This window comes from Microbulbifer epialgicus, assembly GCF_041447265.1.
GTDB classification, from domain to species: Bacteria; Pseudomonadota; Gammaproteobacteria; order Pseudomonadales; family Cellvibrionaceae; genus Microbulbifer; species Microbulbifer epialgicus.
The window spans coordinates 1-19549 of sequence record NZ_JBGMEK010000004.1; the positions used below are offsets into that span (position 1 = coordinate 1).

16 protein-coding genes are annotated in these 19549 nt (G+C 47.9%); 9 read left to right on the plus strand and 7 right to left on the minus strand.

All coding sequences use genetic code 11. The features are described from left to right. Positions 1 to 400: 400 nt before the first annotated feature. Complete coding sequence (rdgC, locus tag ACCI49_RS03100; protein ID WP_371837514.1) at positions 401 to 1372, plus strand: recombination-associated protein RdgC; 972 nt, start codon at positions 401 to 403, stop codon at positions 1370 to 1372. Between the two features lie 123 nt (positions 1373 to 1495). On the opposite strand, the gene gnd is transcribed toward rdgC, so the two are convergent. Then, positions 1496 to 3016 carry an NADP-dependent phosphogluconate dehydrogenase gene (gnd, locus tag ACCI49_RS03105; RefSeq protein WP_371837515.1) on the minus strand — a complete coding sequence of 507 codons (1521 nt, stop codon included), beginning with the start codon at positions 3014 to 3016 and terminating at the stop codon, positions 1496 to 1498. Between the two features lie 1469 nt (positions 3017 to 4485). On the opposite strand from gnd, the gene ACCI49_RS03110 reads away from it, so the two are divergent. Further along, positions 4486 to 4968 (plus strand): PraA/PraB family alkane oxidation protein activator, encoded by a 483-nt coding sequence (locus tag ACCI49_RS03110; protein ID WP_371837516.1) that lies wholly within the window; start codon positions 4486 to 4488, stop codon positions 4966 to 4968. Positions 4969 to 5691: 723 nt separating this feature from the next. On the opposite strand, the gene ACCI49_RS03115 is transcribed toward ACCI49_RS03110, so the two are convergent. Together ACCI49_RS03115 and ACCI49_RS03120 are read right to left on the minus strand one after the other, a co-directional pair. After that, complete coding sequence (locus tag ACCI49_RS03115) at positions 5692 to 8682, minus strand: TonB-dependent receptor (RefSeq protein WP_371837517.1); 2991 nt, start codon at positions 8680 to 8682, stop codon at positions 5692 to 5694. Between the two features lie 666 nt (positions 8683 to 9348). Beyond that, the gene (locus ACCI49_RS03120; RefSeq protein WP_371837518.1) at positions 9349 to 9864 is read right to left on the minus strand and encodes an RNA polymerase sigma factor; all 516 of its coding nucleotides are present in this window, start codon (positions 9862 to 9864) and stop codon (positions 9349 to 9351) included. 31 nt (positions 9865 to 9895) lie between these two features. On the opposite strand from ACCI49_RS03120, the gene ACCI49_RS03125 reads away from it, so the two are divergent. Then, a complete protein-coding gene (locus ACCI49_RS03125) occupies positions 9896 to 10132 on the plus strand; it encodes a hypothetical protein (protein WP_371837519.1) in 237 nt (78 codons plus the stop codon). 918 nt (positions 10133 to 11050) lie between these two features. Here the strand turns inward: ACCI49_RS03125 and tnpA are convergent. Continuing rightward, a complete protein-coding gene (gene tnpA, locus ACCI49_RS03130; protein ID WP_371837660.1) occupies positions 11051 to 11374 on the minus strand; it encodes an IS200/IS605 family transposase in 324 nt (107 codons plus the stop codon). Between the two features lie 212 nt (positions 11375 to 11586). Continuing rightward, the gene (locus tag ACCI49_RS03135; protein WP_371837520.1) at positions 11587 to 11997 is read right to left on the minus strand and encodes a hypothetical protein; all 411 of its coding nucleotides are present in this window, start codon (positions 11995 to 11997) and stop codon (positions 11587 to 11589) included. Positions 11998 to 12566: 569 nt separating this feature from the next. On the opposite strand from ACCI49_RS03135, the gene ACCI49_RS03140 reads away from it, so the two are divergent. The 6 genes from ACCI49_RS03140 to ACCI49_RS03165 all read left to right on the plus strand — a co-directional run bounded on the left by ACCI49_RS03140 (position 12567) and on the right by ACCI49_RS03165 (position 18336). Continuing rightward, positions 12567 to 13655 carry an alpha/beta fold hydrolase gene (locus ACCI49_RS03140; RefSeq protein ID WP_371837521.1) on the plus strand — a complete coding sequence of 363 codons (1089 nt, stop codon included), beginning with the start codon at positions 12567 to 12569 and terminating at the stop codon, positions 13653 to 13655. Positions 13656 to 13810: 155 nt separating this feature from the next. Next, positions 13811 to 15283, plus strand: a complete 1473-nt coding sequence (locus ACCI49_RS03145; RefSeq protein WP_371837522.1) for an alpha/beta hydrolase — start codon at positions 13811 to 13813, stop codon at positions 15281 to 15283. A gap of 118 nt (positions 15284 to 15401) precedes the next feature. Then, a complete protein-coding gene (locus ACCI49_RS03150) occupies positions 15402 to 16496 on the plus strand; it encodes a PaaI family thioesterase (protein WP_371837523.1) in 1095 nt (364 codons plus the stop codon). A 151-nt stretch (positions 16497 to 16647) separates the two neighbouring features. Then, on the plus strand, positions 16648 to 17181 hold the full coding sequence (locus tag ACCI49_RS03155) for a DUF2058 domain-containing protein (RefSeq protein WP_371837524.1): 534 nt from the start codon (positions 16648 to 16650) through the stop codon (positions 17179 to 17181). A 7-nt stretch (positions 17182 to 17188) separates the two neighbouring features. Further along, positions 17189 to 17734 carry a DUF1415 domain-containing protein gene (locus tag ACCI49_RS03160; RefSeq protein ID WP_371837525.1) on the plus strand — a complete coding sequence of 182 codons (546 nt, stop codon included), beginning with the start codon at positions 17189 to 17191 and terminating at the stop codon, positions 17732 to 17734. Between the two features lie 14 nt (positions 17735 to 17748). Continuing rightward, the gene (locus ACCI49_RS03165; protein ID WP_371837526.1) at positions 17749 to 18336 is read left to right on the plus strand and encodes an endonuclease dU; all 588 of its coding nucleotides are present in this window, start codon (positions 17749 to 17751) and stop codon (positions 18334 to 18336) included. 201 nt (positions 18337 to 18537) lie between these two features. Here ACCI49_RS03165 and ACCI49_RS03170 read toward each other — a convergent pair whose 3' ends face one another. Both ACCI49_RS03170 and ACCI49_RS03175 read right to left on the minus strand, forming a co-directional pair. Further along, positions 18538 to 18855: an isochorismatase family protein gene (locus ACCI49_RS03170; RefSeq protein WP_371837527.1), complete on the minus strand. Its 318-nt coding sequence runs from the start codon at positions 18853 to 18855 to the stop codon at positions 18538 to 18540. Between the two features lie 55 nt (positions 18856 to 18910). Further along, entirely contained in the window at positions 18911 to 19393 is a 483-nt protein-coding gene (locus ACCI49_RS03175; protein ID WP_371837528.1) for a hypothetical protein, read from the minus strand. Positions 19394 to 19549 lie beyond the last annotated feature (156 nt).

Genomic DNA, 19549 nt, shown 5'->3' on the forward strand with positions numbered 1-19549 from the left:
AAGAATACACTGCGCTCGGGACCGTATGAGGCATGGATGCCGATTACGAGCTTACAGGGATGTTTCACAGCGCGTCTCGAGCGCAGTGTATCCTTTCCTTCTGACCCCGTAGCATATCCAACGATGCCACTTTGGGCCAAAACCGGATTGCTTTATCTATATGAAAGTTGCCAGGCTTCACGCCGCTGATTTTGATCAGGCCACCGGACCCTCTTTGGGCGGCTTTCTGAGGTAGCCCTTTCAACTTTGGGGGGGCACCATTGGCGCCCCTTAAGCCCGGTGATAGAAAGTGGTGTAAAAATATCCAATCAGGCATTTGGGAACACATCACTAGCTGCCCCGCCCTAGTTTCAGCATAATTGGCGACCGCACTCGCAACTCAAAATAAATGGCCTGATGTATGTGGTTTAAAAACCTTCGTATCTACCGCTTGACCAAAGAATTCGACCTCAATGCCGAAACATTAAACGAACTGCTGGAATCTCAGGCATTCGTACCCTGCGGCAGCCAGGATTCTAGTCGCTATGGCTGGGTCCCCCCTCTGGGCCGCCACGGCAGCCAGCTGGTGCACGCCACCAATGGCTACCTAATGATCTGTGCCAAAAAGCAGGAAAAGGTTCTGCCTGCAGCAGTCGTGAATGAAAAGGTGGAAGAGCTCGCCCAAGCTATCTCTGAAAAAGAAGCCCGCCAAGTAGGCCGCAAAGAGCGGCAAAATCTCAAGGATGAAGTACTGCTGGAAATGCGCCCCAAGGCCTTTGCCCGATCGCGACTTCACTATGCCTATATTGCCCCCCAGGATGGCTGGGTGGTGGTGGATGCCTCTTCAGCCTCCGCTGCCGAGGAATTGCTGGAAAACCTGCGCGAAGCGATTAGTGGCCTTGCTGTAATACCCTTATCAGCTAAGAACCTGCCACAACAAACCATGACCCACTGGCTCACTGCACCAGAGGCCCCAGCGCAATTTGAATTTGGCCACGAATGCGAACTGCGCGACCCCAAAGACAGTGGCAGTGTCATTCGCTGTAAAAACCAGGATCTGTGTGCGGAAGAAATCCACAATCACCTAGTGGCCGGGTTACAGGTGCACAAGCTGGGATTGGTGTGGCGCGGCGGAGTCGAATTCCTGGTCGATGACCAGCTTTCCCTCAAGCGCGTTAAGTTCAGCGATGAGTTACTGGAAAAGGCAGACAGTGCCGATGGCGATAACGCAGCGCTACGCTTCGATGCCGACTTCGCCGTAATGACACTGGAAATCTCCGCCCTGCTCAAGGACCTGCTCACCGCTTTCGGTGGCACCAATACAGAATCGGTCAGTGTCGAGGAAATTATCGCCAAAGCCTCCCGCTCAGAAGCCGACAGCTTGGCAGGGTAAGTGGAAGAGGTCGTGTTCTGAGTGCCCTGCCGGCGCTTACCGCGCCGGATTCGCCCACCAAAGAAGAGATCTGCTCATCCCTTCCTGATGGGCTGGTAAATTGGATTCAAGTGCCCCACTCAATCAGACCTCGACAATTGGGCGACCCGGCTCGCTCCACTGCACATGGTATTTGCGCTGTTCCGGCTGGTCCACACGGGAGAAAGTATGCGCACCGAAGAAATCCCGCTGCCCCTGCAGCAGGTTGGCCGGCAGGGATTCCATGCGGAAAGCATCGTAGTAGCTCAATGCCGAGGATAGCGCCGGCACCGGAATACCGTTCAGCGTGGCACTTGCCACCGCCTGACGCCAATTGGCTTGATGATCGGCAATTTGTTGAGTGAAGAAATCATCCAGTAACAGGTTGGAAAGCTTGGAATCGCGATCATAAGCATCGCTTATGGACTGCAGGAATACTGCGCGAATAATGCAGCCGGCACGCCAGATCCGCGCAATTTCGGAGAAGTTTAACTGCCAGCCCTGCTCCCGCGCCGCCAACTTCATTAGGTCAAAACCTTGGGCATATACACAAATCTTGGCGCAGTAGAGCGCATCGTGCAGCTGCTGAATCACCTCTTCACGCTGCTCAGCCGCTACCGGTGATACGTGGGGCCCCTTTAATTTCTGCGCCGCGCGGGTCCGCAAGGTCTTGCGGGTGGACAAGGAGCGCGCGTATACCGCCTCAGAAATACTCGGTGCCGGGCAACCCACTTCCAAACTGCTGACCGCTGTCCACAGGCCGGTGCCTTTTTGGCCGGCGCGATCCAGGATCACATCCACCAACGGTTGCTCAGTCACTGAATCCAGAGTGGACAGTACTTCTGCGCTGATATTGATCAGGTAACTGTTCAGCGGACCGCGGTTCCATTCGCGGAACACCTCGGCAATTTCCGACGGAGACATAGTGAGGGCACTGCGCATCACATGATAGGCTTCGCAGATCATCTGCATATCGGCATATTCAATACCATTGTGCACCATCTTTACATAGTGGCCGGAGCCGATAGGGCCAATGTAAGCGGCACAGGGTTCGCCCTCCTGCACTGGATTGCCAGGTTCGAAGCGTTCGATAGGCTGGCCGTTGGTTTTATCCACTTTGGCTGCGATCGCATGCCAAACCGGCTCTATACGGCTCCAGGCATAGCGGTCGCCACTGGGCATCAACGATGGTCCAAAGCGGGCGCCCACCTCGCCACCAGATACTGCCGTGGTAAAGAAAATCAGCTTGCCCTCATAGCGCTTGGCCCGATCCACCGAATCGGTCCAAAGGCTATTGCCGGTATCCACCACAATATCATCGGCTTTTAGGCCCGCATCCAATAATTTGCAGCAGACATCATCTACCGGCGCCCCCGCAGGTACCGAGAGAACGATCAGGTGCGGCGCCTTCACTTTGGCCAGCAGCTCGGTGTAAGAGTTACAGGTTTCTACACGCGCAGGCTGATCACCGCGCTCTTTCTTGTCCTGCTCTAACAGTGCATTGAGTCGGTTGTGATCCAGGTCGAAGGCACAGACCCTGTAGCCGTTATCGGCCAGATTTAGGATCAGGTTCTTGCCCATCACACCGGCGCCGATAAAGCCAATATCGCACTGTGAATCAGACATCAGGTTCTCCGTATCAACATAAGGGCTTTCAGGGGCGCGGAGTATAACAATATGGATAGATCGCCGGGAGAGCAAAAATCCAACAATATCCCCCTTGTGTGCAACAGAAACCACCTACAAGGCTGCTTCGGGGACCAGCCCCGGTGAGCCACTGGCCAGTACCGCCATAGTTTCTTATGATGCCAGAATCTTACTTGGGGCGCCGGCACACCACGCTCTCCTCGCAAGAGCCCCCACCCAATAGCAACCTAAACAATGCGGAACTGCTTGGAAAGTCGCCTCCACCCTGCAAGTCGTGATGTATTGCACCCCAAAAGCTCGATTGGCAGAAGCAAACTGACCTCTCCGCAAACCTATCAAGGTTACTCACCAATTAAGGACGCTCCCATGATAAGGATAAAGAAATACTAATGGGTCATAAGGAAAGAATAACTGCACTCGAGACGCGCTGTGAATACACCCCTGTAAGCTCGTAATCGGCATCCATGCCTCATACGGCCCCGAGCGCAGTGTATTTTTTACTTCTCCGTTTGTTGTATCTAGCTGTATTGACCGTAGCGCTTCCAATTTTGCCAACGCTGAAACTTGGTATACAGAGGGTGCTATTGAGCTTACCAATGTTGGATAACTGATAATTTTTGACGGCTTTTACTTCCTTTGCACACTCTCAGGTAGCATCAACTCAAGCGGGAATGATACCTCAATTGGTAGCCTCACTTTCGCAGGCCGCCACTTTGAGTTCTGTAAAAATTCAAATAGAAATATGGAATTTCCACTTCAACTGACAAGAAATACGGACGGCACTATCACCATTTCCGACTTCCATATGTGAGGGGATTGCTCAGGGGGGGGTGAGCGGCGATTTTAATCAGTCCATTGGTGAGATCACGTTCGATAAAGCAAAATTCACCAATGAGATACCAAGTAAGCCACCTACATAGTGAGCGGCACTATCTCAACCTACCCGCCACTTCCTTTTACACCCCTTTAACGAGCTAGTGAAATTTTATTTTTAGATCATTTTAAAATAACCCTTTAATAAAATCATATAAGCAGGAAATTTTCTGGACGTCCAGCTTCAAATCGGCGATTGAAAATGGAAGCCCGTAACTACCCTGCCTTACATTTAATTCCAACAAAAACTTGAAACAGTTTCGGGACTTTCCGCCCTAACTACTCAAAACTGAATGAAAGCATTAATCCGAACACTCAATTAAATTTGCGGATGGAATTTTCTCCTCAGAAATAAAACTACGCCTTTTTAAATTCTCCCTCCCCCCCAACAGGCGTCCCACTTCGTCTTCAATGGTGGAAGGTATCGAACCTTAGGGCAACATCGTTAGTCCCTGCTCTTAAGTGAAGTACTTCCGGCGATGATGGATATATAAAAGGGGCGTATGAAAAACACCTAACTGCTGATTAATACGTCCACACAAATAACTCACTGAGATATTAGGAATATTATTACTATGAAAAAGATCCTTTCCGCTGCTTCTATCTGCCTTGCCACTATCGGAATGTCCAGTATGGCCACTGCCGAAACCTGGTCACCCCCTGGCGCTATCGCTCTGGCAAGTGTTGGCAACCTGGAAGTCAAAAAAGGCCTCACGCTATTCTGCGATCTCTCTGGAAGTGTTAATTCAACTGGAGCAGATGCCTCTGTTGGCAGCTTGGCGCTCTCAGGTGGCGCGCTAAATATGTGTAGTAGGGTCGCTTTTGAGGGGCTACCATACGCTCTAGTGGGTAATGCCAATAATACCGTTACCATAAAGAATGTGACTGTAAGCGCGGTAACTGGCGACTGTACAGGAGATCTGACAGGCTCTTTTGATCAGTCAACCGGAAGAATTACATTTAATAATGCTCAAATCCCAAGCTCAGGCTCAGGAGGTGCCTGCGTAATTGATGGTGTTGTGTCAACCAACCCCCAGTCATCTTACACTGTGCCCTAAATAACCACTGATGATATGAACTGCCACAAATACCGCCAACAAATGTTGGTGGTATTTGTGGCGTCTTTCAATTATCTTCTTCACCGTATAGCTTCCAAAGTCTTGATTTGATTTATCTCGATTGTGATAAAATCTCACCTTACTGATTTAATTCTATCCCACTTCAGTTCAAATTCAGCAGTTCACCAAACGAATAGACGCTCTTAAAGAGAGTCTGAATAATCCCCCATTTTCCAGCAAAAGTGCGATAAATATACTATTAACCTGACAGTTACTACTGGGTCAGAAGGAAAGAACACACTGCACTCGAGACGCGCTGTGAATACATCCCTGTAAGCTCGTAATCGGCATCCATACCTCATACGGTCCCGAGGCTGTGTTCTTTCCTTTCCTCTTGTTAGTAATTACTGGTAGGTATGCGAATCTGCTAGTATTTTACCGGCTTGCGTCGGCCTATGACTGACGACAATACGCCCTTGTACTGCATTAACCCGCCAACTTGTAGGTTTGTAGGCTTGTCGATTCAATTCCAATGAGGGATATTTTGATCGGAGAAAATCTACAGGACTGAAAGGCTCTTGACAGATAATCTATTTGCAAATAAGAAACTTATTGCAACACTGCAGCAAGCAAATAACAACTGTATTTTGTCCGCTTGCTGCAGTATTTTCGGGAGAGGCAACCTTTTAAATAAATGGCGTTATACCAAGGTGCCAAATCATTTTAAAAGCCTTTACTAATACTAAAACCAACTATACGCGGCTCTAAAGTAAAGACATTAGTGGTAAGACCGGAGTCATCGCTATTGGTAAACATATCCGTGATCGGCGAATCATCAAAGAGATTCTTCACATAGAGCTGCATATACAGGTTAGAATTGGAGTTACTCAGGCTTACTGAAGCGTTGAGGTTGCTCCAAGCCTTTAAACGGTCATACTCGGTATTGTAAACCCTTGCATAACTCTCCGATTGACGATAGTAGTCTGTACGCAGTGTCAAGTCCCAGTCCTCAATCGGAATCGTATGCTGCACTCCCAAATTTACCGTAAAGTGCGGCGCATTGGGCAGCTCATTGCCGCTCAGGTCAGCAGAAAAACCTCGCCCTCCATTCGGCGCATCGGTGAGTGGGTTGTAAGGGTCCAGTCCATAGATGGTATCCCAGCGTAAATCGGTTTCGATCTCAGGAGAAAATGATCCATACTCAGCAGACCCCGAACAAAGTGACCAGATAGCAAATATATTCTCCGTGCTCAAAACTGTCTCAACCAGATCTACTGGTGCAATACAGTTGGAGGGCACTTTAAAGCTAGGGCGCACCAACACCCAGTCTTCATTGCCCTGAGTTCGATTCATCACATCAATAGACTCTTCACCATCCGCAATACGGGTCTTCAGATAACCCATATTCATATCCACCCGAGTAGCATCGGTAAGCTGCCAGGCCAACTCCAACTCCAGGCCCATACTCTCGGCATCGAAGTTTTCATTGAGCGAAATACGGTCGACAATTTGGGAAACTTGGTAGTCGGTATAGTCGTAGTAGAAGGCATTGGCATTCAGCGTTAAGCTACCATCGAGCAGAATATTCTTGGTGCCAAATTCAATCGCATTGACGAACTCGGGTTCAAATGTTTCCTCCAAGGGCTGGTATTGCACTTTAGTTGGATCAATATCGGCGCGGGGCGGATTGGTACCGCCACCCTTGTAGCCGTGGGCAAAGGAAACATAGAACATGGTTTCGTCAGTAAACGGGGTTTCCCTGCGCCAATCCAATACCGCACGCCCCGTATACTCCTGCCAGTCTAGGGTAACCTGATCTCCTTCTGGGTAACCTCTGTGAGCAAAGCCCCCAGTGAAGTTACCTGACTCAACCTCACCAGTTTCTTCATTATACAAGGTACCCAGTAGCAGCTGACTGGACACCGGGGTTGAGCGCTTGCGATCATCGGTATAGCGCAGCCCGGTGGTCAATTTTACATCATCATTAATTTGCCAATAGGCCTCGCCAAATAGCGCCCAGGAGCGGGTCTCCACCAAATTGCGACTCAGGAAGTAATTGTGACCCTCCTCATCAATATTTTCGAGTGAGTTGGGGTCTACATATATACAGTCACCACCCACATTCTCCTCTGGAGTTATACAATTTTGGGTGATCCAATTCCCATCCTCATCTTGTACTTGATTAAATAGGTATTCCGATACCAAGCTAAAAATATTGTTAAAAACAAAATAGTCATCCTGAGTTTTAAAATCCAGGTAGTTAGCGCCTACAGAAAAATTCCAGGGACCGTCGAAAGATGTCTGCAGCCGGAACTCCTGGCTCCACTGCTTATTATCAGAACGGCTGACATCTACCGCCAGTATCCCATCCGAAGGACCCAGCTGCGGATCAGTATAAATCCCGTCGGGGGTGGGACTTAAATCGCCACCATCATTAAAAATTGGGTCTGACACATAGCGGTTGTAATCCTGGGAGGAAAAGTAATCATCCTTGGCGTAAGTTGACTGAGAGAAAAATGTGAGAGAATCCGTCAGGGCCCATTCAAAATTCAGTTGCACCAAGTCATTCTCTGCACGGAATACAGGATCATAGCTAGTCTCGATCTTACGAAGGTCCCGGGATTGACTCGCATTTTCATAAGGGTCAATGTACCAATCGATTACCGGACCATAGTTCGTAGGGATTAGCCCAGTGACTAGGACATGAGCGAACCCCTTGGCATTTGGTACATCATAGGCATCATCGCTATATACCGATCCAGGCAGGCATCCCTGGCTTAAAAAAACCGGTGTAAAACCTGTCAACTCAGTATCACCAATCTTTGAGAGGCCTGGATCTTTAGTACAGAGCTGCTTACCGGTACGCGAGCGTTTGTCATCCTCCTCAAAATGCTGCCAAATTAGATTGGCATTAAAAGACTCGCTCGGCTCCCACTCAAAGATGGCTCGGGTGGAATAGAGATCGCGGTCGTTAACATCGTTACCGGTATGGATGTTGTAATCAAAGCCATCTCGCTTGGTCAACGCACCAGAGAGGCGAAACCCCATAGTTTCCCCGAGAGGCAGGTTAAACATACCGCTGGTACGCTTGGAGTTGTAGCTGCCTATCTCCGCCTTAACTTCAGAGGCAAATTCATCCTCTGGCATCACAGGCAACATATTGACCACACCCGCAGTGGCGTTGCGGCCATATAAAGTACCCTGGGGGCCGCGCAGTACCTCGACTCTTTGTACATCAAAAAATTCTTGCTCAAACAGGCGGTTACGAATCAATGGAGCATTGTTGAAGCTGACCGCTACTGCCGGGTCGGAAGCGGCAGAAACCGCTTTGGTACCCACTCCTCGGATAGCGAAATTATAGCTACTGAAGTTTGACTTGGAGAAATTCACATTGGGCACCGCGCGCAGCAACTCCTCGCCGCGTTCAATCTTCAGTTCATCCATATTGTCCCCTGAGAGCGCAGAAACTGCGATGGGGACATCCTGGATACTCTCTTCGATCTTCTGGGCGGTAACTGTTACCTCCTCTATAGGCTGTCTGGAGCGGCTTCTTTGCTCCTCCTCCTGCCCATCCTGGGAAAAGGCCGTCAAAGGTGCGGCAGTCATTACCAGGCAGGCTATTGCAGCACTGTACCAGGGTGCAGTTTGATTGACCGGATTGGTGGCACGAATCACTTGTGCAATCAATTTTTCTTGTTTACGCAGGCTCATCATACTGAGTCTCTCTTTGTAATTTTCTCTATTATTTTTACGTCAGCCAAACACCACCTTATCTCTGGCCTAACTAAAATATCGACGCTTTAAATTCGCAACAGGGGGGATAAATATTTAACTTTTCACCTCCTTCTTTATTGATCAGCAAAAAGGTTTGTAATAAACACCAGGCTAAAATTATCGAAATCTTTCAACTCCATATGACAAAAACTGCCAAATTAAAACAAGAATCAGTAGCAATACAAAAAACCAAACAGGTAAATTTTTTCAACCGCAATCAAGACCACTAAAAATCCGACCCAATTCTGGACATTTATGCAAAATTTATAAATTTGTCACCACCAAAATAGAGTTTAGGGCAACTAAAAAATATTACGGACAGACAAACTACAAGAAAGAAAAGAGATAATAAGCTTTAGCTTACGCGAGGGATAATCTTTAAGTATAACTATATTTGTCGCAAAAACATCCACACTTACTGTACAAATCTATTAAACGATCATCTCCCCATCCCTTACACGAGAAACTAAAAAGAGGGAAGGGAAGGAAAGAATACACTGCGCTCGGGACCGTATGAGGCATGGATGCCGATTACGAGCTTATAGGGATGTATTCACAGCGCGTCTCGAGTGCAGTGTATTCTCTCCTTCTGACCCAGTAGTAAATTCAAGGTACTTCATCCATTGCTTTCCTTACTCTCACTAAAGCACGCTGAATAAGCTCTTTTACCGATTCTTTGGAGATGCCCATACGTTCGGCAATATCTTGATAGGTCATTCCTTCAAAGCGGTGAAACTTGAAAGCAGCTCCCGCTCGAGGCGGCAGACGCAAGATGGCTTGCCGAACCCGGTGACAATCCTGAATACCGATCACCCTGCGCTCAGGTGTTATGACATCTGGAATATCCAACTCCCAACTGAGTGAATCATGCGACGCTCTGCATCGTGATTTCTGGTATCGGCCATGACTGACCAAGAGGTTTCCAGCTATTGTGTAAATGTAGCTCCTAGGATTTTTTATGTCTGCTCCAGATTTTTTGATTTGCAAGTGCAGATGGGCAAAAACCTCTTGAACCATATCATCCACATCAGAAAGATTTACTCTAGAGGAAAAATATCGCCTTAACCCTAAACGGTACTCCCTCACCCATGCAGCTACATCCTGTTGGCAGCGTTTATTCATAGACAAACAAGCATTTGGTTATTTATAAAATATGCTGATCACTCAACTGCACCAAAAAAAGCTTGACACATTAACAGGCAGCATTAATACCGGGCGAGTAACAAAAGAAAAATTACTAAAACTTCATGGCGTAGCATTTGCAACCAACAGCAATAAAACCAAGCAAAACCTAGGACCGCTAGGTCACAAAAAATCAACGCACAACAACAGTTGGAAAATGCACTTTAATTTATTTTTGTTTTATCAAATCCCAGTAAAATTAGAATAACCGCACATCGACCATTGATAAACTTCCAAGACTTACTTTATGAGGAATTATGCGCCTATCTGCATTTCTCCTCAGAAATATTTGAGAATATTCAACAATCAACAAAAAGAAAAACCATCGTGATCACATAAAATGTGTCTTAAAATTTTTCAGGGGGGATGAAAACCCGTAAACTCCTTTCAATACATTTTTAGTGCCGAACCACAAACGCACACCATTCACATTCACACTCCCACTTCAAGCCACCCTGATCCACCCCCCATAAGCTCCAAAAGACAAACTGACTGAATCGAAAATAAATTAGTACAAAATTCTAGACATACCTAAACAGCCAGAAACACCAAACAGCTCTACGCCACTAAAGGAATCACCGCAACCCCTTCAAAAGCCACTTCCAACCCTTCCAATCTAAGAGATGTAGCAGCCGTGCCAACCTTTCCTAACTGATACTTTTACGGACACACCCGTAACCTATAGTGACAACTGAAATCTATTTTCATCATTAACATGACTCATTACACCTTGTTTGTGTCCTGACAATCTAAGAACTCCTTTAATGCTATCTTCTGTAATCCAAATATTACTTTCACCCAGCATCGAAAATCACGATGTGAATGTACAGACAGGTTAGAACCGTTTCGATAATTTTGAGGGCATCTCTTGGAACATTTGCTGATTGCTTTCGATCCCAATATATTCAAATGACCCATTATTGAACTACTGAGCAATATAAGAAATTGTACACAGCTTATATTCGCCGGTAATTTCAAAGAGGGCGCTTTCAACCCCGACTACATCTAGAGTAAAAACACCTCCAAATCAGCAATCATCCAAAGAGTGAGTAGTATGATGAAAGCCTCCGGGGCAGCTATGTTACAACCCCGTCAGCCTCATATGCTCCTGACGGCGCTCTTCGCCTTATTGATTCTTGATGTAATCTCGATTCATCTTCTCATTAAATCCCACCGTGCTTACACTGTAACCTCGTGCCCAGGAATAATAGCCAGCAAAATTCCGCCGCACATGTTTATAATTTCGAAATATTTGAATTGCTGACATTCTTTTTAGAAATCCAACTACTTTAGCTACTCTGAACTTCGCTGGAATCATCAACGACATATGAATATGGTTCTTCATCACATAACCTTCAACCAACTCAACGCCGCTTTGACGGCAAAAATCTTGGAATATTGATCCAATCTCTCTCTGCGCAGCATCCCAAGTAACGCCTTCTTTCGATATTTAGGCATAAATACAATATAGAACCTGCAACAACGCTTGATGCGAACTTGACATTTCCAATCTAGCATATTGCCGCATTAATAGAACTTACCGGTTTATAAAGTCCATATTTTTACTCTGCACACCGCAACGGCAAAGCCCTTTCAAGTATCACCGCCAAAGACGGTGGTTCATCATTTTTTAATTAACCGCATAAACCACTATTAGCTCTGTTATGCTAAAATTCCATTCATTCGCAAAATCGATATTGCTATTTCTTTATACTCCTCGATGAAATGCCCTTTAGCACCCCATACTTCAGGCAATCGCTGCTGCATATCCAAATAATAACTATGATTGTCCTGTTCACCATGTGTAGGGTCAATATACTTATAACCATGTCCCCAGTACGGGGTTTGCAGTACATTTCTCTTTGAGCTTTTCGCGTTGGCAGCGGTGGGTAAAGATTCGGCACATACATACTCAGTTGTTTCTGGACGAATCAAACGAGTACCGTGAAGAAATAAATACTTACTAAAATTTACTATAAAGCGAAACACCCCCTGTGGCGATCCATGGGAAACAACGCATCCAGCCAACCCGCCCCACAAAGCATTGGGAATAACTTTCGGCGCTTTACCCAAAGGCGTCCAGTAATTTGGGAAATTAGTATAAGAGCACCTCTATAAATTTGGAAAAGTCACACAAATTCCTGAATCAATTCTTTCCTGCTAATTTGCACCAACAATATTAAACTCTAGGTAAATTAGTACAAACTGACAAAACCCCAAACAAACCTACAAAACTTGAAACACAAAACAGTTCTATTGTGCTAAAGGAATCACCGTAACCTCTTCAAAAATCCATTTCCAACCCATCCAAACTAAGAGATGTAACAATCGTATCAACCTTCCCTAACTGGTACTTTTATGGATACACCTGTCACCTATAGTAACAACTGAAATCTATTTTCATTACTAACGTGACTCGTTATACTTTGTAAGCATCCTGAAAGCTGTATCGGTAATTTTGAGAGCATCTTTTCACTTACTGATTGCTTTCGATCCCAACATAATCGACTGCCCCATTATTGGACCACTGATTAAGTAAACAACGACCCTTTTAACTGTAGCTACATCTGGAGAAAAAGCCCCCCAAAAAAAAAGATTCCGCCCACACTTTAAAGCTATAAAAAATCACTCGGAAAAGAACAATGAATAAGAGGAATTTCATCAGGTTCTCAGCTTTATTTCTGGCCAGTTCAACGCTACCAATAGCCACTTCCGGCAGTAGTCCACGTGCAGTTAAAGCAACAAGCTTCCCTGATCCGATTTTTATACCTACTAACAACATCACTTTGGCCGTTTATAAACTGGGAAAGGGTTTCCCCATCATATTCTGCCACGGCTTTCCTGAGCTCGCTTTTTCCTGGCGTTATCAGATGAATGCTGTTGCCAAAGCCGGCTACCAGGCTATTGCTCCAGACTTACGTGGGTATGGGCAAAGTGATCAGCCACGAGATATATCTGCCTACGCAACAACGGAAGTCTGTGATGATCTAGTGGGCATGATGGATCACATGGGCTTGGAGCAAGCGGTATTCTGCGGGCATGACTGGGGCAGTTTTGTTGTAGATACCATGGCACTACTCTATCCAAATCGGTGTGCGGGCCTGATAAATATCGGTGGACCCCATAATTTCCGTCCCAAAGATCTTCCTCCAGCACACACCAGTGTTAAGGAGGTGGTTGACAAGCCGGCGTATAACCGCTTTATGCAACAACCAGAAGCCCCAGAGAAATTACTTAACCGCAATGTAGAAACTTTTTTCCGTACTTTTTTTCGCAAGGATTACTTAACCACCACCAACCTTTCCAAACTCCCGGTAGAGGCTCCGGAGAGAAAGCTCGACCTAGCCACAATGATGGCCAGCACCCAGCCAAAAGACCCTCTCTTTATCTCTGAAACTGCACTCAAGGTATATATTGAAACCTTCAGCAGGACGGGTTTTGATGGGGGTATCAACTGGTATCGCGCAATGCCTAAAACCTGGGAAGAACTTCAGAAACGCAAGTTACATTGGGGGCTGAATATTCCTTATCTCTACCTCTGGCCTTCCCAGGATCCAATAAATCCTTTGGGGCTGAAAGTCGGCCTGGAAGACTATATTGAGAATCTTCAGGCATTTGCTATTGAGGACAGTGGTCATTTTGTGATGGAAGAGAAGCCTCAGGAGGTATCTTCTCGTATCATAAACTGGCTCAGCCAGAATTTTTCCAATCAGGCTGCTCGAAAATACTAATAAGACGAAGGGGCAGGATACACTTCACTCGGGACTGTATGAGGCATGGATATCGATTGCAAGCATGCAGGAATGTATTCACAGCGTGTCGCAAGAGAAGTGTTTTTTACATCCAGCCCAGTACTTAGAACTCTACAAGGAGAGCGTAGTAGCTTATGAAACGCTTTAGAAATCGCAACTTTTTTTGGGGCCCTATTCTCACCACTTTTATATTGGGCTCTGCAAGCGCTCACACAGCACCAATGGCCAACGAGAAGCCCTTTACGTTTACTACCTGGAGTAAAAAAACTGCCGACGGTTTCAGCGGCTATTTTGAAGTGCCAGAAAATCGTAATATCAAAGACAGCCGTAGACTCTCTATCGAATATGTGCGCTTTCCAGCAACTGGAAAAAAAGCCGCACCTCCCATTGTTTACCTGGCCGGTGGGCCGGGAGGCTCTGGAATTATGGCGGTCAACTACCGGTTCGGTATGTTTATGGCGTTGCGCAAATACGGTGATGTTATTGCCCTGGATCAGCGCGGTACCGGGCGCTCCAACGACCTGGCCAACTGTGAGTCGAAACAGACTATTCCGCCCCTAACTCCCATTTCCGATGCGCAATACATCGATCACCATCGCAGCGCCCTACAGGAGTGCCTCTCTTTCTGGCGCAATACAGGTGTCGACCTTACAGCCTATAACACTTTGGAGAATGCGCGGGATCTGGAAGCCCTGCGGCAACACCTGGGAGCGGAAAAAATAGTACTTTGGGGCACTTCCTACGGCAGCCACTTGGCGTTGGCAGCATTAAAGCACATAGAGGGTTCTATCGACCGAGTTATTCTTTCCAGTGCAGAGGGGCTAAATCAAACGGTTAAACTACCGTCCCGTACAGAATCCTACCTGGATCGCCTTCAACTGGCGGTCAATCAACAACCAGCAGCCAAAACTGCTTACCCAGATATAAAGCGTCTGATGCAACGGGTGCACGCAAAGCTGGACAAGCAACCATTGAAAATCCAACTGACCCAACGGGACGGCAGCAAAAAAGATTACTTGTTACAACGCAGAGATATGCAGCAGATAGCCTCTGCATTTATCGCCGATCCCAGAAGCGCAGCGCACTTGCTCAACTTCTATCGGGCAATCGATCTCGGCAAAACACCGACTTTCGACCAAGTACCTGGTCGCTATTTCCCCGATGGCTTCCTGCAGCCAGGGGCCCCTATATCTCTGCGCCCCATGCCAACCGCCATGGATATTGCCTCCGGTATCAGTAAAGGGCGCAAAGCGCGAGTAGCCGTGCAAGCCGAGACGGCACTTCTGAGGGACTATCTCAATTTTTCATACCGCTATGATGGCTTGGCGCCAGAGCTGGACCTTGGCAATAGCTTTAGAACCAACCCGAAAAGCGATGTCCCGATACTTCTTCTTAGCGGTACCTTAGATGGCAGAACTTATATTGAAAGCCAACGTGAGGCTATTTCGGGACTAAGCAATGCGACTCAGGTAACTGTAGTGAATGCCGGGCACAACCTGTTTATGGCATCCAGCGCAATTCAGGACACCATTAACCTATTTATGGAGGGGCGCCCGATTGAGCAAACCACCCTCACCATAGACTTACCGGATTTGGCCCCCAAATAGGGGCAATCTCCAGTAGTGGTTTGATGCTCTCTCCTGCCTATGCACCACCATTACACAATCCCTCGCATCCCCTTACCAGGCACATTAACCTTGCTGTAGATGTGACCGGAGGCGGGGGATGACCAATATCACCGACGAAGTTCATCGCGGAGCTATCTGTGACCTGCGGGCGCTACAGCAACCCGGACTACAGACTTTCAAGCGATATATACGTGGAAGCCTACCGGGACCGCCATTCTGGCGGCTTACAGGTATGCTGCCAACAGAGGCCGGACTGGGCAAAGCCACCTACTCAATGCCCATAACTCCCTGGTTGGCCGATGGTACGGGGATTTACTGGGGAGGCATCTATTCGATGTTCGCCGACGCGCCACTCGCGTCAGCCATATGGACCACGCTACCCGCCGGTAAAGTACTTAGCACTTCAGAGTTAAATATGTGCTTTATCCGGCCGATTACATCCAGCACCCAAAACATTGTTGGACAAGCAACAACGGTACATTCCGGCAGCCAAGTAGGGCTTTCCAGTATTCAAATCAATGACCAGGACGGCAGAACCCTGGCCTACGGTAGCACACGCTGCCTGATTGCCGACTTTCCGGTCAGTCCAGACCAGGAGCTACCGTTACCGGATCTGGGTCCAACTGATCCCCCAGACCCCTACCTAAGGACACCACCCAAGACCTTCTTCTGCGACATGAAAGAGCTGCCCGATCTGGTACCCATTGAACTACAGAGAGTCACAATCAGTGAGGGTCGAATGCACCCTATATGGCTCCTGACGGGCTACCGAGCAGTGGAAGTGGAAAACGGCCGCTGCATATCTACCATGCCCAGCTCCCCTTGGTTTTCCAACGGGACCCTGTCCATCTACGGCGGATTGATTGCGTGGGCCGCAGATTTCACCATGGGGGGCGCCGTTTACTCGACCCTACCGGCAGGAAGCATCTTCGCCACACTCGATATGCATATCCGCTTTGCTCGCCCGGCCAAGCTCAACAGCGGAGACTTAATTCTGGAAGCCCAGGTGCTTCATCGCGGTCGGCAGCTAAGAGTTGCCTCCTGTAATGTCGATACGCCCAGTGGCAAGCGCGTAGCTATTGCCACTGGCTCAGCACTGGTCATTCCTGGAGGCGCGCACATGTTGAGTGAAGGTAAAGAGCCAGATGAGATTATCGCCACCGCGACATCGGGTAAGCCCTGGACCCTATAAATAAATTTCACTGGCAGCACAAAGGCAATCTTCGGGTAAAATGCCAATAAGCTGGGCTCGATAGCGGGTCGGCACCCTTTTTGACTAACTGGTCGCCAACCACTGGGGAGTGGCGACTTGAATTCCAATACATTTCGGTAGGAAGCACACCATGGCCTCACTACAAGACCAACTCCTGCAAGCGGGACTTGTCGACAAAAAAAAAGCTAAACAAGTCAGCAAGGAAAAACGCAAGCAACAAAAAGTTGCCAAAAAATCTGCACAGCCACAGATAGATGAAACCAAACTGGCCGCCCAACAAACCCGCGCTGAAAAAGCTGCTCGCGATCGCGCTCTAAATGCTGAGCGCGATGCCGCAGCACAGCAGAAAGCCATTGCCGCTCAGATCAAGCAACTGGTGGAAACCAACCGCCAACCCTATTCCGGTGAAACCGCCTATAATTTTACATTCGATAAGAAAATCAAATCCATTTATGTCAGTGAAGAGCTGCGCGATCACCTGATCGCCGGTCGCCTGGTGATTGTCGTCCAGGGTGAACGCTTTGACCTGGTGCCCAGGGTAATCGCCGACAAGATCGCCGAACGCAATGCAGAGATTGTAGTGAAGCCCGCAGAAACATCTGCACCGGTAGATGAAGACGATCCATATGCGGACTTCCAGATCCCCGATGACCTGATGTGGTGATCGCACCATGGATCAAGATGTAATCCAGGCAGTGGAGCAGTGGCTCACCGATGTAGTGGTGGGCCTAAACCTTTGCCCTTTCGCGCGCAAACCCATGCGCGCCGGCCAAATACGCTATGTAGCCAGTACAAGTAAAACTGACGAAGCCCTACTGGCAGACCTTTTAATTGAGCTACAGCGGCTCGACAGCACCCCCGAGGATGAGCTGCTCACCACCCTATTGATCATCCCTAATCACTTGCGGGACTTTGCCGACTACAACCAGTTTCTCGACCAGGCCGAATGGTTACTGGAACGCAACAATTATTCAGGAACTTACCAGCTCGCCAGCTTCCACCCAGACTACCAGTTCGCCGACACAACCCCGGAAGATGCTGAAAACCTTACTAACCGGGCCCCCTACCCGATCCTGCACCTGATACGTGAGGAAAACCTGGAAAAAATGATTGAGCTGTACCCAAACCCTGAGAGTATTCCGGAGAACAATATTCGTCGGGTTGAATCACTCAGCCATAAAGAGAAACTGCGGCTCTTTCCCTATCTTTTTCGATAGATAAACTACAAGCAATGAAATCTCTCGAAGAGCTACTGCGGCTGAACAAGCAGATCCGCCTGATCGGTTTTGACGACGCTCCCTTCCAAAAAGAGCGGGGCGCACCGGTAAAGATTAGTGGCATCGTCTGCTCCAATACACGCTTCGAGGGCATGCTTTGGGGAGAAGTTAAAAAAGATGGTATGGAAGCCACTCAGGTCATTGCAGAACTCCTGATAAGCAGCAAGTTTTACAGCCAGATAAACGCCATCCTTAGCGATGGCGTTGCCGTCGGCGGCTTTAATATTATCGACTTGCCCAAACTCGCAAAAATGCTCGAACGCCCCTGCATTGCCGTGATGCGCAAGCCGCCGAATATGGCCGCTATAGACCGCGCCCTGCAAAACTTTCCAGACTATAAACTGCGTAAAGAAACCCTGCTAAAAGCCGGAGAAATACACTCTCTCAGGAATTTTTACTTCCAAGTACAAGGCTGTAATCCCAATATTGCCGCCCAAGTACTGGAACAGGCAACCGATAACGGCAATGTACCGGAAGCACTGCGATTGGCTCATATGATTGGAGCTGCAGTGATTACCGGGCAGAGCAGTAAGCGGGCATAGGGTTAGAAGCCAAAGCTGGAGTTACTACTGGCTTCAGTCTGCTTATAAGCAGAGTTTTCCAGAAGTTAACTCACCACTTTCTGGGCCAATGGCACCACTCGAGTAGGTGTATCATCGGTAATCAGCTAACTCCACACCCAGCTATGATGGGCTATTACCTGTTGTGCCATAAGGTGTTGGCGATACCTTAAAGCCTGGTAATCAGGCGCTGAACTTATGGCTTAGTGCAGACCCGACAGTGCTGCCTACACAAAAATCTGTTGCCCAGCCGGCGATAATCAGGCGGTAGGCTCCAAGCTTCCCCAAAGAGTGCTTCGGGGCTGTTTTACAATAATAAGCATCATTGATTATTTTTCTGATGACAATATCGTTATCGCCTTTTACCAGATCGCTCAACAGCGCTAACCTCGGTGATCCGGGCAAGAGTCCTTCCTGCTCCAGCCCATCGTGCCATAAGGAAAGAATACACTGCACTCGAGACGCACGGTGAATACATCCTTGTAAGCTCGTAACCAGCATCCATGCCTTATACGGTCCCGAGCGCAGTGTATTCTTTCCTTCCCCCTTTTTTGTATCAAAGGATAACAGCGCTTTCCCTAGACTTATCAGCAAAAAGTGCTACAAGGGAAAACTGGCTGAATCCCTGATCAGTAGACAGGTACTCCTTGCACCAAAACCTCAGGTTTTCGGCAAATATCTCCTGCGCCTCCTGCTTCTCTTTAGCAGAATGATCTTGAACTTCCTGAAGCTTCTGCTCCAACGCCTGGAAATGGCATTGCACAACAATATCAGAATCGTGCATCCTGCTATCGTCAGTTACTGAGATCATCAAAGTAGCAGAAACGGCTTCCCAGCGAATCAGGAGGTAGAGAGAGGAATCATTAATACTCTCGTTGAGCTTGGATACCGCCATACCCAAGGTTTCGGCTAAGTCCCGATATACATCACTTTCCGAAATAGCACTGCTCCGCGCGCAGTGCAGCTGGCATTCGGCGCTGTCATCACTGGTTAAATCAGCTGGACCTGACGACTGCTCCAACTTCCATTCCAATCCCATAACTCCTCCAGGTAAATTGGCTGATACTGTTTAACAAGCCGGGTATTTTACGGCTTCCTCAATCAATCCACACCTATTCATGCCAAGTCAACACAAGTGCACAACCCCCATACAAAAGATCCGCGAGTGAGCCTGGTACGCCAGCCCTCGAGATAG